The organism is Azospirillum agricola (genome assembly GCF_017876095.1).
GTDB lineage: Bacteria > Pseudomonadota > Alphaproteobacteria > Azospirillales > Azospirillaceae > Azospirillum > Azospirillum agricola.
On the sequence record NZ_JAGINM010000018.1, the window covers coordinates 59299 to 73447 of the forward strand.

Consider the following 14149-nt stretch of genomic DNA (forward strand, 5'->3'; position numbering starts at 1 on the left):
GTCCTGCGGCAAATCGCCCGGCAGAAATTGCCCAGCGGCCCGGCACAATTTTCCCACACCCCGGCAAGCCCTGCCGGGGTGTGCCCGTCGCGAAGCGTCAGTCCCGGAAGTTCTGGTACTGCAACGGCTGCTCGATGCCCATGCGCTTGACCAGCGCGATGGCCTCCTGGAGGTCGTCGCGCTTCTTGCCGGTCACGCGCAGTTCGTCGCCCTGGATGGAGACCTGGACCTTCATCTTGGCGTCCTTGATCCCTTTGACGATGGTCTTCGCCAGATCCTGCGCGATCCCCTGCTTCACCGTCACCTTGTGGCGCAGCGCGTCGCCCGCCGCCCGCTCCGGGGTGGCCGAAAAGTCGAGCGCCGCGGCGTCGAGCTTGCGGCGGGTGACATGGACGCGCAGCAGCTCCTGCATCTGCGCCAGCTTCGGCGCATCGTCGGCCAGCAGGGTGATGTCGTTCTCCAGCCGCTCGACCGTGCATTTCGACCCCTTGAAGTCGAAGCGGGTCTCGATCTCGCGGCGGACGCCGGCGATGGCGTTGTCGATCTCGTGAATGTCGGTCTCGGACACGATGTCGAACGACGGCATGGCGGCTTTCTCCCTGATTTTTGAATGAGCGAATCCGGCGCACCGTAAAGAAGACGGCCGCCGCACTCAACAGCCGCCTTCCCCGGTCGTTCTCGCGGGATGCGCAGTCCTCAGTTCATCTGTTCGGCGTAGTGGCAAGCCACCAGCCGGTCGTCCACCGGGCGCAGGGCCGGAACCTCCGCCGCGCAGCGCTCGGTGGCGTGGGGGCAGCGCTTGTGGAAGGAGCAGCCCGGCGGCGGGTTCAGCGGCGAGGGAAGCTCGCCCTTCGGCAGCACCCGCTCCAGCCGCAGCGACGGGTTCACCCGCGGCGTCGCCGCCAGCAGGATGCGGGTGTAGGGGTGGCGGGGACGCGCGAAGACCACGTCCTTGGCGCCATGCTCCACCGGCTTGCCGAGATACATGACCATGATGGCGTCGGCGATGTGCCGCACCACGCTGAGGTCGTGCGAGATGAACAGGTAGGCGAGGTTCAGCTCCTCCTGCAAATCCATCATCAGATTGAGCACCTGCGCCTGGATCGACACGTCGAGCGCCGACACCGGCTCGTCCGCCACCACCACGCGGGGGTTCAGCATCAGGGCGCGGGCGATGGCGATGCGCTGGCGCTGCCCGCCGGAGAACATGTGCGGGTAGCGGTCCACCTGGTCGGGCCGCAGCCCGACCTTGCCCATCATGGCGACGGCGCGGGCGCGCCGCTCGTCCTTGCCCATGTCGGTGTTGATGACCAGCGGCTCGGTCAGGATCGAGCCGACCGTCTTGCGCGGGTTCAGCGAGCCGTAGGGATTCTGGAAGACCATCTGCACCGTCCGGCGCAGATCCTTCATCTCCGAGGCGCTGCGGCCGACGACGTCGCGGCCGTCGTAGCAGAGCACGCCGGCGCTCGGCGGCTCGATCATGGTGACCGAACGGGCGAGCGTCGACTTGCCGCAGCCGGATTCGCCGACCACCGCCAGCGTGCGCCCGGCCTGGAGCTGGAAGGAGACGCCATCCAGCGCCTTGACGGTCGCCATCGGCTTGAAGACGCCGCGCTTGACGGCGTAGTGCTTGCGCAGGTCCCGCGCCTCCAGGACGATGGAGCGGTCGGCGGCGCGATCGGGGGCGGCCCGCATGGTGTCGGTGTTCATCAGATCGCCCCCTCGGCGGCGGCGAGCCCGCCGGAGTAGGTGTCGGGCAAGGGGTAGAAACAACGGGCCTTGCCGTTGTCCACGTCGAACAGGGCCGGACGCTCGGCCCGGCAGCGGTCGTCGGCGAAGCGGCAGCGCGGGCTGAACAGGCAGCCCGACGGCCGGTCGGCGATGCCCGGCACCATGCCGGGGATGGTCGGCAGCCGCCGCTTGCCGAGCGCCCGCTCCGGCAGCGCGTCGAGCAGCGCCCCGGTGTAGGGGTGGCGCGGCCGCTCGAACAGGTCGGCGACCGGCCGCGTCTCCGCCACTTGGCCGGCGTACATCACGACGACGCGCTGGGCGGTCTCCGCCACCACGCCCATGTCGTGGGTGATCAGGATCAGGGCCATGCCCCGCTCCTTCTGCAACCGCACCAGCAAATCGAGGATCTGCTTCTGGATGGTGACGTCGAGCGCGGTCGTCGGTTCGTCCGCCACCAGCAGGCGCGGGTTGCAGGCGATGGCGATGGCGATCATCACGCGCTGGCTCATGCCGCCCGAGAGCTGGTGCGGGAAGGCCGACAGACGGGTCTCCGGCGCCGGGATGCCGACCTGCTCCAGGAGCGCGATGGCACGGTTGCGCAGCGCCTTGCCGGACAGCCCCTCATGCACGCGCAGCGTCTCCATGATCTGGAAGCCGACGGTGAAGCAGGGGTTGAGGCTGGTCATCGGTTCCTGGAAGACCATGGCGACGTCCTTGCCGGTGATCGCCCGGCGCTGGGCCGGCGGCATGGTCAGCAGGTCCTTGCCGCCGAACATCATCCGGTCGGCGACGACCTTGCCGTTGGAGCCGAGCAGGCCCATCACCGCCAGCGACGTCACCGATTTGCCGGAACCGGACTCGCCGACGATGCCGACGACCTCGCCCTCGTCCACGGTCAGGTCGATCCCGTCCACCGCGCGGAAGGTGCCGGCGCGGGTGGTGAACTCGACCGACAGGTTCTTGATGTCGAGAAGAGGCATGACGTCAACGTTTCAGCTTGGGGTCGAGCGCGTCGCGGAGACCGTCGCCCAACAGATTGAAGGCCAGCACCGTCACCAGGATCGCCACGCCGGGCCAGGTGACGACCCAGGGCGCGCGCTGGAGGAACTGGAGGGAAGAAGCCAGCATGGTGCCCCATTCCGGCGTCGGCGGCTGCGCGCCGAGGCCCAGGAAGCCGAGCGCGGCGGCATCCAGGATGGCGGTCGAGAAACCGAGAGTCGCCTGCACGATCAGCGGCGCCAGGCAGTTCGGCAGCACGACGATCAGCATCAATCGAAGCGGCCCGGCCCCGGCCACGCGCGAGGCGACGACGTAGTCCTTGCCGGTCTCCGCCATCACCGCCGCGCGGGTCAGGCGGGCGTAGTGCGGGATGACGACCACCGACACCGCGATCATCGCGTTGACCAGCCCCGGCCCGAGGATGGCGGCGACCACCACGGCGAGCAGCAGGCTGGGCAGCGCCAGCAGGATGTCCATGAAGCGCATGATCAGCACGTCGGTCATGCCGCCGAAGAAGCCGGCGACCAGACCCAGACCCAGCCCGATGGCCAGCGACAGGGTGACGACGATCAGGCCGATCATCATCGACAGCCGGGCGCCGAACATCAGGCGGGACAGCATGTCGCGGCCGATGTCGTCGGTGCCGAGGATGAAGCGCCACGTCCCGCCCTCGTACCAGACCGGCGCGGCGAGGATCGCGTCGCGGTACTGGATGTTGGGGTCGTGCGGAGCCAGCAGTTCGGCGAAGAGAGCGACGAAGGTGATGAGGAGGATCACCACGAGGCCGAGCAGCGCGCCCTTGTTCTGCTTGAAGTGATACCAGAACTCGACCAGCGGGTGCGGCGGTCGCGACACCGGGGTGGTGTCGATGGATGTCGCCGGAACCGGCGTGGCCGAATCCGGCGAGGAGGGGGTGGAGGACAGGTTCGTGGACATGGCTCGCCTCACCGCGCGTGACGGATGCGGGGGTTGAGGACGCCGTACAGCACGTCCACCAGCAGATTGACCAGGATGACCGAGGTGGCGATCAGCAGCACGCCGCCCTGGAGCGCCGGATAGTCGCGCCGGCCGATCGATTCAATCAGCCACTTGCCGACGCCGGGCCAGGAGAAGATCGTCTCGGTCAGGATGGCGCCGCCCAGCAGCGTGCCGACCTGGAGGCCGATGACCGTCACCACCGGGATCAGCGCGTTGCGCAGCGCGTGCATGCCGATGACGCGGCGGCCGGCCAGCCCCTTGGCACGGGCGGTGCGGATGTAGTCCTCGCCCAGCACCTCCAGCATCGCCGAACGCGTCATGCGCGCCACCACGGCCAGCGGCACGGTGCCGAGCACGATGGTCGGCAGGATCAGGTGCTGCAACGCCGAGCGGAAGGCGCCGTATTCGCCGGCCATCAGCGTGTCGATCAGCATGAAGCCGGTGGTCGGCTCCACGTAATAGAGCAGGTCGAGCCGGCCCGACACCGGGGTCCAGCCGAGGCCGACCGAGAAGAACAGGATCAGCAACAGGCCCCACCAGAAGATCGGCATCGAATAGCCGGTCAGGCTGAGTCCCATGACGCCATGGTCGAACATCGAGCCGCGCTTCACCGCCGCCAGGATGCCGGCCGGCAGACCCACCAGCGTCGCGAACAGCATGGCGGAGAAGGCCAGCTCCAGCGTCGCCGGGAACAGGGTGACGAACTCGTCCAGCACCGGGTTGCGGGTGATCAGCGACAGGCCGAAATCACCGCTCAGCACGTTTCCGACATAGTCGAGGAACTGCTGCCACAGCGGCAGGTCGAGCCCCATCTCGTGGCGAAGCTGGGCCAGCCGCTCGGGCGCGATGCCGCGTTCGCCGACGCGGACCTCGATGGGGTCGCCGGGAACCAGCCGGATCAGAATGAAGGTTAGAAAGGTGATGCCGAGAAAGGTCGGAATCACCAAGCTCACCCGCGTCAGGATGAAGCGCAGCATCGAAGGATCACTCTTTTAAAAGCGCGGTCGAAACATCAGGATCGGCCGGGAAACACCCAAAAAAATGGTGTCCGGCCTGTGCGAAATCCATCATCCCCGCATGGGCGGGGATGATGGTCGGAAAGCTGGAAAACGACCTTGCCTGAACGGCGGCTTTCCAGACCCGGTTTTAAAAACGCTACCGGGCCTGGACGGGAAACGCCGGCACCAACCTCACTGCTTCAGGTCGACGCCCTCGAAACGATGGATGCCGAAGGAATCCATCTTGTAATCGACGACGTTCTTGCTCAGCCCCATGTGCACCACCGAATGGGCGATGGTGTACCAGGGGGCGTCCTCCTTGAAGATCACCTGGGCCTGCTCGTACAGCTTGGTGCGGGCGGCGACGTCGGTGGTGCGCTTGGCCTGGACGACGAGATCGTCGAACTCCTTGTTGCACCACTTGGACAGGTTGCTGCCGCCCGGACGGGCCGCTTCGCAGCCCAGCAGGTTGTACAGGAAATTGTCCGGATCGCCGTTGTCGCCGGTCCAGCCGAGCATGCCCATCTGGTGCTCGCCCTGCTGCATGCGCTTGCGGTACTCGCCCCACTCATACTGGACGATCTTGGCCTTGACGCCGATCTTGGCAAGGTCGGCCTGCATCATCTCGGCGATGCGCTTGGCGTTGGGGTTGTAGGGGCGCTGCACCGGCATCGCCCACAGATCCGTCTCGAAGCCGTTCGGATAGCCCGCGTCGGCCAGCAGCTTCTTGGCGCGCTCCTGGTCGAAGGGGTAGTCCTCGATCGCCTTGTTGTAGGACCACATGGTGGGCGGAATCGGGTTCTTGGCCGGAACGCCGGCGCTCTGGTAGACGGCGTCGACCATCGCCTTCTTGTCCAGCGCCATGCTGATGGCGCGGCGGACGCGCACGTCGTCGAACGGCTTCTTCTGGACGTTGAAGGACAGGTAGCCGACGTTCAGCCCCTCCTGCTCCTGCAGGACGATGGAGGTGTCCTTCTTCATCGCGTCCAGATCGGCCGGGTTCGGGTACGGCATGATCTGGCATTCGTTCGCCTTCAGCTTGGCGTAACGGACGGCCGCGTCGGGCGTGATGGCGAAGACGAGGTTGTCGAGCGGCTGGCGCCCGCCCCAGTAATTCTCGAACGCCTTGTAGCGGATCACCGCGTCCTTCTGGTAGGCGACGAACTGGAAGGGGCCGGTCCCGATCGGGATCTGGTCCAGCTTCTCCGGCGTGCCCTTCTTCAGGAGCTGGTCGGCGTATTCGGCCGACATGATCGGCGCGAAGGGCATGGCGAGGTTGGCGAGGAAGGGCGCCTCGACCGCGTTCAGCGTGAACTTGACGGTCAGGTCGTCGACCTTTTCGATCGACTTCAGCAGCTTGGGCATCGCCATGTCGCCGAAGTAGTCGTACGCGCCGCCCGACACCTTGTGGAAGGGATGGTCCGCCTTCCACTGGCGATTGAACGAGAACAGCACGTCGTCGGCGTTGGCGTCGCGGGTCGGCTTGAAGTCGTTGCTGCTGTGCCACTTGGCGCCGGCGCGCAGCTTGAAGGTGTAGGTCAGACCGTCTTCGGAGACCGTCCAGGACTCGGCGAGACCGGGGACGACCTTGGTGCCGCCCCGCTCGAACTGGACGAGGTTGTTGTAGACCGGCAGCGACACGTCGAAGCTGGTGCCCGTCGTGTTCAGCATGGGGTTGAAGTTTTCGGGGCTACCCTCGGAGCAGTAGACAAGGGTCTTCGCGGCCTGGGCCGGCGCCGCGAGCGCCAGCGCCGCGGCCATACCAAGCCCGGCACCCAACAGGATGCGCTTCATTCTTCTAGCCTCCCGATTCCGGTTGAAGCGATCGAAATTCGCCAAATCGCCTTTGAGTTCCGGGGTATTTGGCTCGTGCCCGAGGCAACTGTCAACGTGAACATGCATACGTCGCTACTCTACCCTACGGCGCATTTTTCCGGGCTCCAGGACGATGTTTTCATACGCTTTTCGGGCAGCATTCGGCAACAGTTGCCAAGTTGAAAATTCCGTTTACCCAACGGACAGACGGTTGACGCGCCGAATCCGGTTTTCCGCTCCCTTGAAAGGGCCGCCGACAAGGGCGGCAGCCATGCGAACCCGCCCTACCCGGCCCCGTGGCGGACCATGCTAGGGTTGGTTGCAGCGGGCCGCGACGACGCGCCGCACCCCCTCCACCACGCTCCGCCCCGCTTCATGGCTTCCGCTCCGCGCTCGAACCCGCTGTCCATCTACGGCCTGTATCTGGTGGGTTCCGCCCTGCTGGCGTCGAATCCCGTGCTGGGGCGGGCGCTCGCCCATGTGGTGCCACCGGTCGGTCTGACCTTCTGGCGCTGGGCGCTGGCCTTCCTCATCATCCTGCCCTTCGCCCTGCCGGGGCTGCTGGCACACCGCCACCGGCTGCTCGCCGACTGGCGGCGCTTCCTCATGCTGGGGGTTCTCGGGCAGGGCATCTCGGGCGCCGTCGTCTATTACGGCCTTGCCCACACCAGCGCCACCAACGCCAGCCTGATCTACGCCACCAGCCCGGTGATGGTGCTGGCCATCGCCGCGGTCTGGCTGGGCGAGGCGATCCGCCCGCGGCAGGCCGCCGGCATCCTGGTGGCGATGGCCGGCGTGCTGGTGATCCTGACGCGCGGCGATCTCGACGCCCTGCTGCACCTGTCCTTCAACATCGGCGACCTCCAGGTGCTGGCCGGCGCCATTTCCTGGTCGGTCTTCACCATCCTGCTGCGCCAGAGCCGCGGCGGTCCGCTGCCGGTGATGACCAGCTTCGCCGCCAACGCCCTCGTCGGCGTCCTGGTGCTGACGCCCTTCTACGCGTGGGAGACGCTGGCGGTGCGGCCGGTGCCCTTCACCGTCCACACCATGCTGTCGATCGGCAGCGTCGCCCTGTTCGCCTCGGTCCTCGCCTTCATCGCCTACCAGCGGACCATCGCCCTGATGGGCGCGGCGCAGGCCTCCACGGCGCTCTACCTGTCGCCGCTGTGGGCCGCGCTGGGCTCCTGGCTGTTGCTGGGCGAGGGGCTGGAGCCCTTCCATCTGGCCGGTGTCGCGCTGGTGCTGCCGGGCGTGGCGCTGGCCACCCTGCCCGCGAGGCCGGGCGCCCCGGCGCCGGAGGCGACGGCCGACCGCGCCTGCACCGACCGGATCTAGACAAGCCGCGCTTGATCGGGCAGGACCGCCCGGCCATCTTGGCGGGGCATCCGCCATGCCTGACGAGCCGGACCCATGACCCTCCCGATCCTGCTGTGCGCCGACGATTACGGACTGGCGCCGGGCGTCAACGCCGCCATCCGCGAACTGATCGCCCTGGACCGGCTGACCGCCACCTCGGTCATGAGCCTCTGCCCCTTCTGGGCTCCGGGCGCCGCCCCCCTGCGCGAGTTGGCCGGGAAGGCCGATGTCGGGCTGCATTTCACGCTGACCGACCAGCCTCCGCTCGGCCCGATGCCGCGACTGGCCCGCGACGGCCGCCTGCCGCCGCTCGGCCGGCTGATGGCGCTCGCCTATGGCGGCCGGCTCGACGCTTCCGAAATCCATGACGAGCTTGCGCGCCAGCTCGACGCCTTCGCCACGGCCTGGGGCGGCCCGCCCGCCTACATCGACGGCCACCAGCACGTCCACCAGTTGCCGACGGTGCGCGAGGCGGTCGCCGACGCCCTGGCCGCCCTGCCCGGCGCCTATGTCCGGCTGTGCGGCGAGCCGGCCGGCGCCGTCCTGCGGCGCGGCGTGGCGGTGCCCAAGGCGCTGCTGATCGGGGGCCTGGGCGGCAGCCTCGCCCGGCTGGCGCGGGAACGCGGCATTCCAGCCAACAACCGCTTCTCCGGAGTCTACGACTTCGCCACCGCCACCCCCTTCGCCGAGCTGCTGCCACGCTTCCTCGACACGCCCGGACACCGGCCGGACGACCGCCCGCTGGTCATGGTGCATCCCGGCATTCCCGACGAGGATCTGCGCCGCGTCGACAGCCTCGTCGAGCCCCGACGTGCCGAACACGCCTATCTCAAAGGCCCGGCCTTTGCCGACCTGCTGGACCGGCGCGGCCTGCGGCTGGTCCGTTTCGCTGGATTCACAAACATTCCGGCTTGACGTCTTTCCGGTTTCCTTCCTACCCTTTCCCGGTGTTTCGTTGCGCGGCGGACCGGCACGTTTCGATGGCGCACCGCCGGCCGCGGACATCCACCATTCCGGGGAGGGGGCAGCGCACCGATGGACTCCGCTCGAACGGCCTCCCCGACCGCCCCACCCTCCACCGCCGATCGCTGGGTCGAGTTCTGGAACCGGCCACACAGCATCTACGCCAACCGGCGCCATCTCGAGGCTCATTTCGCCCGCATCGGACAGGATGTGGCGGAGCATCTGCCATCGGACGGCACCGTGCTGGATTTCGGTTGCGGCGACGCGCTGGCGGCCGACGCGATGGCCGAACGCTGCGGCAGCCTCCTTCTCTTCGACGCCTCGCCGGCTGTCCGCGCCCGACTGACCGGGCGGTTTTCCGGCAACCCGCGCGTCCGCGTCCTCGACGAGCGCGGCCTGGCCGCGCTGCCGCCGGGAAGCGTCGATCTGCTGCTGGTCGTCTCGGTTCTCCAGTACATTCCGGAAGCGGATCTGCCGACGCTGCTGGAGCGCTGGCGCAAGCTCCTGTCCCCCGGCGGCAGGGCGCTGATCGCCGACGTGGTCGATCCCGGCACCCCGATGCTGGCCGACGTCGCCAGCCAGTTGCGGATGGGCTGGGAGCATGGATTCCTGACCGCGTCGCTGGTGGCGCTGCTGCGGCTGACCCTTTCGGACTACCGGCAGGTCCGCCGCGAGGCCGGGTTCGCCACCTACACCCCCGACGAGGTTCTGGAGCGGCTGGAGAAGGCCGGCCTGCGCGGCATCCGCCTGCCCCGCAACATCGGCCCGACGCCGCACCGGCGCAGCTTCATCGCCCACCCACGAACCCGGACGCCTCAAGACGCCGAGGAGCCGGCTCCGGCGCTGAACGTCCAATAGCGGTTCGCGGCGAAGCTCCACAGCATCACCAACCCGGTCGCCGTCACCTGGGCCAGCAGGTAATGCAGGGACACGCCATGCACCAGCGCCCACATGATGGCGCTGTTCAGGCCCAGCCCGACGGCGGCGACCGCGACGAACTTCGCGGCTGTCGGACCATGCTCCTGCTCGCTGCGGAACACATGCCCGTAATTCAGGAGATAGCTGACCACCCCGCCGGCGAGGAAGCCGGCGGCCGAGGCCGGCACCGGCGCGACCGCGAACAGTTCGGCCAGCGCGACCAGCGTCCCGTAATGGACCACCGCCGCCGCGCCACCGACCAGGGCGAACAGCAGGAACTGGCGAAACGCTCCGTCAGCCATGAAGGCCGCCACCGGTCGCGCCCCGCTCAGTCGTCCTCACCATGCTCCCATTCGCGGCGGCGCAGCTTGAAGCGCTGGACCTTGCCGGTCTCCGTGCGCGGCAGCTCGTCGAGGAACTCGACCGCGCGCGGGTACTTGTAGGGGGCGATGTGGTCCTTGACGTAGGTCTGCAACAGTTCGGCCAGCCGGTCGTCCGGCCGCATTCCCTCGCGGATGACCACGAACGCCTTGGGGATGGTGCCGCGCACCGGGTCGGGAGCGGCGATGACCGCGCATTCCTGCACCGCCTCGTGCTCCATCAGGATGTTCTCGACCTCCAGCCCGGAGATCTTGTAGCCGGCCGACACGATCAGGTCGTCGGTGCGGGCGTGGTACCAGAAGAAGCCGTCCTCATCGACGTGGAAGGCGTCTCCGGTCAGGTTCCAGCCATGCTGGACGTAACTCTCCTGGCGCGGGTCGTCGAGATACAGGCAGCCCGTGGCGCCGCGCACCGCCAGCCGCCCGACCTGCCCCGTCGGCACCGGCTGGAACTGCTCGTCCACCACCATCGCCTCGTAGCCGGGCACCGGCTTTCCGGTGGAGCCGGGCCGGACGTTGCCCGGCACCGCGTGCAGCACGGCGTTCAGCAGTTCGGTCGTGCCGAGGCTGTCGAGGATCTCCCGCCCGGTCATCGCCCGCCAGCCCTCGAAGGTGGTCAGCGGCAGCGGCTCCCCGGCGGACACGCAGAGCCGCAGGCTGCGCAGCCCCTCGGCCAGCGCCGGCTCCTGCTCCAGATGGGCGATCATGCCGCGGTAGACGGTCGGCACGGTGAAGAGCACGGTCGCCTTGTGGCGGGTCGCCGCCTCCAGCAGCCGGTCGTGGGTTCCGCGCTCCAGCAGCACCACCGAGGCGCCGATGCGCAACGGGAACAGCAGAAGACCGCCGAGCCCGTAGGCGAAGGCCAGCGTCGGCGAGCCGCAGAAGACGTCGTCCGCCGTCGTGCCCAGCACCGAACGCGGCGACAGGTCGGCGATGGCCAGCAGATGCCGGTGCAGATGCGCCGCCGCCTTCGGCGTCCCGGTGGTGCCGGACGTGAAGGCGATCAACGCCACGTCGTCGTTGGCCGTGTCGGCTGCCTCGAAACCGGCCGGCTTGCCGGCGATGCGGTGCTCCAGCTCGCCGCCCTGGAGACCGTCGAGGAAGCCGACCACCCGCATCGACGGCGGGGCCGCCTCCTCCAGGTCGTGGAGGGCGCGGACGTCGCACAGCGCCATGTCGATGGAGGCGCGGGCCAGCACGTCGGCCAGCTCGGGCGCCCGCAACAGCGGCATGGTCGGCACCAGCACGGCGCCGGCCTTGATCACCGCCAGCCAGCAGGCCGCCAGCATCGGGCTGTTCGGCCCGCGCAGCAGCACGCGGTTGCCGGGCACGATGCCGTAATCCTCGGTCAGCACCCGCGCGATGCGGTCGACCGTATCGCGGACCCGGCCATAGCTCCACACCGTGCCCGCGCCGTCGATCAGGCAGGGACGCTCGTCCCATCCACGCGCGCGCCAGCCGTCGAGCAGGGCGGAGGCGGCGTTGAGCCGTTCAGGATAGGCCAGTTCGGGACGGTCGAGAAGGAAATCGGGGCGTTTCGAGGGCGCCGGCAGCCGGTCGCGGGTGAAGCTGTCGAGATGCCCGGTACGTCCCATGCGTCTACCGCCCTCCCCCGAATGCTCGACGGGTGCGGCGAGGTCGGCGTGATCGGTGGCGGGACAAGGCCGCCACGCGCCATCTTCCTGCGCAACCAGCTCCACGGCCGGTGCGAAGGCGCATGCCTTCATGGATTTGCTCCAACTCCCCCCGCGGTGGACGCGCGCACGCGGCCCCGTCTTTTCTTAGAGACCCCACTATAATGCAGGGCGGAGGCCAGGAGCCATGCAACGACCGAATGGTGGGTGCACCATCAATCGCCATTCGCGCCGGGCGTCTGCGGCCGGAGATTGGGCTTCCGGCGCGCGCGTCTCGTCGGCTCTCACAGCCCCCCTCGGGGGCCCTCAGCCGTTGCTGAGATAGAGGTCGATCTCGCCCTGCTCCATCACATGGGCGGTGCCGTGGATGATGCCGTTGGCGACCTGGATGATGCGATGGATCATCGCGACGGAAATCTGGCAGTCGGCCCGCAGCTTGTCCGGGTCGCCGCCCTGGATGTCGGTGGAGACCCGCTCCAGCGTGTGGGCGATCACCTGATGGGCCTGGGCGATGGTGTCCTCGAAAGGCCGGCGGAATTTCGACGGGACATGCCCATAGGCCTCGATGGCGAGGTCCCGGTCGGAAAAACCGCTGTCGCGGAAATGCTCGGCGTAGCTCTTGGGCTGCCAGATCAGGCATTCCTCCAGCATGTCCGGCATGTCCGGAACCATCTCGATCAGCATCACGATTTCGTTGAAGTGATTGAGGTAGTCGGTGGCGAGCAGCGTCTTGTCGGAAATGTTGGTGCCCCGCACACGATCGCGCCACAGGCTGTAATCGGCCAGCTCATCCGGCGGCACGCCGTCGGTCAGCGACCGGTCGAACTCTTGGTCTTCCATGCGTGAATCCGGACCCGCTGCGGCAACCGAAAGGGGGGCGGCACCCGACCGCAACCCCCATCCCTGAGATGACGTTGTGTCGATGTCATTAACTTCCGCTTAAGCGGCTTGCAAGCACCGCTGTGTGAAGGAACCGGCAAAAAAAGCGCCGCCCACGCGCTCCGGCGGGACGGGGGCGTGCGGCGGCGGGCAGGATGCGGCGGTTCGGGGAGGAATCACACCGTTGCATCGCTCAACACTCCCTTGCGCGGAGGGTTCCCGGCGCTCCCGGCCCGGCTGTCCCCGAGGGCATCAAAAGCGAGACAAGAAAAAACGCGCCGGCCCGGGGGAAGGTGCCGGCGCGTTCAAGGATCGGGAACACTCGCCTCGCCCTCTCACAGCCGGAGCCGGAGGGCAATGTCAGAGTATGGCGCTAAGTCTTTCCGAACGGTTAAAGTCGGATGGGCGTTTTCCCGAGGCGGGGAGAGCACTTATCCCTTTCGAGCTAAACGGCCGCATGTCCATTCGTCCGGCGGCCTAGCCATGAATGGGTAATTCTTTGCAGGTATCTCGAATAAATCTTTCGGGTTCACTCCCGTTTGGCCGTGGGCTGCGCCATATGAACTTGACCGCCGCGCTCCCGGACAGGGCACTCTCTTGTGAGCCGAGGGCTCGGCGGGCCGATTGGGGACCACCGCAAGACGCCCGGCAGAACGCGCCGCAAGTCAAGGCACGGGGAGAGAGATGGAGCAGTACACCGGCCACTTCATGCAGCATTTGCCTTACCTGCGTCGCTACGCCCGCGCGCTGACAGGCACCAGCGGCCGTGGCGACGCCTTGGTGACGCGGACCCTGGAATGGTACCTGGAAGCCCAGGGGGCTGCGGATCTGTCGCGCGGCGCCCTCTACCGTCACCTGAACCAGTTGCAGGACGAGGGTGCCGTTCCGCCGTCCGTCGCCCCCTACCACCCGGTGGAGTCGGCGCTGATGGCGTTGGACGAAACCGACCGGCGCCTGTATCTGCTGGTCAACCTGGAGGATCTGCCGGTCGCCGACGCCGCCGCCGTGCTGGGGCTGCCGCCGGAGGACGCGGTCCATCGCCTCACCCACGCCCGCGACCGGGTGCGCGCCCGCCTGACCGCGACGATCCTGATCGTCGAGGACGACGCCATCATCGCCTATGATCTGGCCGAGACGGTGCGCGGCATGGGCCACATCGTCTGCGGCAACGCCGCGACGATGGACGAGGCGCTGACGCTGGCGGCGGAGCACCGCCCGACGCTGGCGCTGATGGACATCCGGCTGGCCGACGGCGACAACGGGCTGGAGGTGGCGCGCGAGCTGCGCGCCCAGCGCTTCCTGCCGGTGATCTTCGTGACCGCCTTCCCGGACGACCTCGCCAAGCACGGGCTGGAGCATCTGGGGCCGGTAATTCCGAAGCCCTTCACCCGCGACCAGATCGAGCAGGCGATCACCCGCGCGGTCTTCATGCCGCAACCGGAGGACGCCCGCGAGACCGCCCAGCCGCATTGAGCCGGATGCGGAAAGAGGGCGGCGC

Annotated in this window: 13 protein-coding genes; 4 read left to right on the plus strand and 9 right to left on the minus strand. The window is 68.1% G+C overall.

The features are described from left to right. Positions 1-97: 97 nt before the first annotated feature. From J2847_RS23915 to J2847_RS23940, 6 genes are all read right to left on the minus strand, one after another. Positions 98-586 (minus strand): YajQ family cyclic di-GMP-binding protein, encoded by a 489-nt coding sequence (locus tag J2847_RS23915; protein ID WP_085553854.1) that lies wholly within the window; start codon positions 584-586, stop codon positions 98-100. A 110-nt stretch (positions 587-696) separates the two neighbouring features. Continuing rightward, positions 697-1710, minus strand: coding sequence for a peptide ABC transporter ATP-binding protein (locus J2847_RS23920; protein ID WP_209781304.1), 1014 nt, complete (start codon positions 1708-1710; stop codon positions 697-699). Continuing rightward, positions 1710-2711 (minus strand): ABC transporter ATP-binding protein, encoded by a 1002-nt coding sequence (locus J2847_RS23925; protein WP_209781305.1) that lies wholly within the window; start codon positions 2709-2711, stop codon positions 1710-1712. Before J2847_RS23925 ends, J2847_RS23920 begins: the two co-directional genes overlap by 1 nt. A gap of 4 nt (positions 2712-2715) precedes the next feature. Next, positions 2716-3666, minus strand: a complete 951-nt coding sequence (locus tag J2847_RS23930) for an ABC transporter permease subunit (protein ID WP_233474748.1) — start codon at positions 3664-3666, stop codon at positions 2716-2718. An 8-nt stretch (positions 3667-3674) separates the two neighbouring features. Further along, positions 3675-4685 (minus strand): ABC transporter permease subunit, encoded by a 1011-nt coding sequence (locus J2847_RS23935; RefSeq protein WP_209781306.1) that lies wholly within the window; start codon positions 4683-4685, stop codon positions 3675-3677. 213 nt (positions 4686-4898) lie between these two features. After that, a complete protein-coding gene (locus J2847_RS23940) occupies positions 4899-6500 on the minus strand; it encodes an ABC transporter substrate-binding protein (RefSeq protein ID WP_209781307.1) in 1602 nt (533 codons plus the stop codon). Positions 6501-6896: 396 nt separating this feature from the next. Here J2847_RS23940 and J2847_RS23945 point away from each other — a divergent pair, with 396 nt between their 5' ends. The 3 genes from J2847_RS23945 to J2847_RS23955 all read left to right on the plus strand — a co-directional run bounded on the left by J2847_RS23945 (position 6897) and on the right by J2847_RS23955 (position 9698). After that, positions 6897-7856, plus strand: coding sequence for a DMT family transporter (locus J2847_RS23945; RefSeq protein WP_233474749.1), 960 nt, complete (start codon positions 6897-6899; stop codon positions 7854-7856). Between the two features lie 75 nt (positions 7857-7931). Next, positions 7932-8792 (plus strand): ChbG/HpnK family deacetylase, encoded by an 861-nt coding sequence (locus tag J2847_RS23950; RefSeq protein ID WP_209781309.1) that lies wholly within the window; start codon positions 7932-7934, stop codon positions 8790-8792. A gap of 120 nt (positions 8793-8912) precedes the next feature. Next, a complete protein-coding gene (locus tag J2847_RS23955; RefSeq protein ID WP_209781310.1) occupies positions 8913-9698 on the plus strand; it encodes a class I SAM-dependent methyltransferase in 786 nt (261 codons plus the stop codon). Here the strand turns inward: J2847_RS23955 and J2847_RS23960 are convergent. The 3 genes from J2847_RS23960 to J2847_RS23970 form a co-directional block, all read right to left on the minus strand. Continuing rightward, positions 9656-10060 (minus strand): GtrA family protein, encoded by a 405-nt coding sequence (locus J2847_RS23960; protein ID WP_209781311.1) that lies wholly within the window; start codon positions 10058-10060, stop codon positions 9656-9658. The genes J2847_RS23955 and J2847_RS23960 overlap by 43 nt on opposite strands. 26 nt (positions 10061-10086) lie before the next feature. Further along, positions 10087-11733, minus strand: a complete 1647-nt coding sequence (locus J2847_RS23965; RefSeq protein WP_233474750.1) for an AMP-binding protein — start codon at positions 11731-11733, stop codon at positions 10087-10089. 345 nt (positions 11734-12078) lie between these two features. Next, positions 12079-12612, minus strand: a complete 534-nt coding sequence (locus J2847_RS23970) for a hypothetical protein (protein WP_209781313.1) — start codon at positions 12610-12612, stop codon at positions 12079-12081. A gap of 723 nt (positions 12613-13335) precedes the next feature. Between J2847_RS23970 and J2847_RS23975 the strand changes: the two genes are divergently transcribed. Further along, positions 13336-14124 (plus strand): response regulator, encoded by a 789-nt coding sequence (locus J2847_RS23975; RefSeq protein WP_085553842.1) that lies wholly within the window; start codon positions 13336-13338, stop codon positions 14122-14124. The last annotated feature ends 25 nt before the right edge of the window (positions 14125-14149 follow it).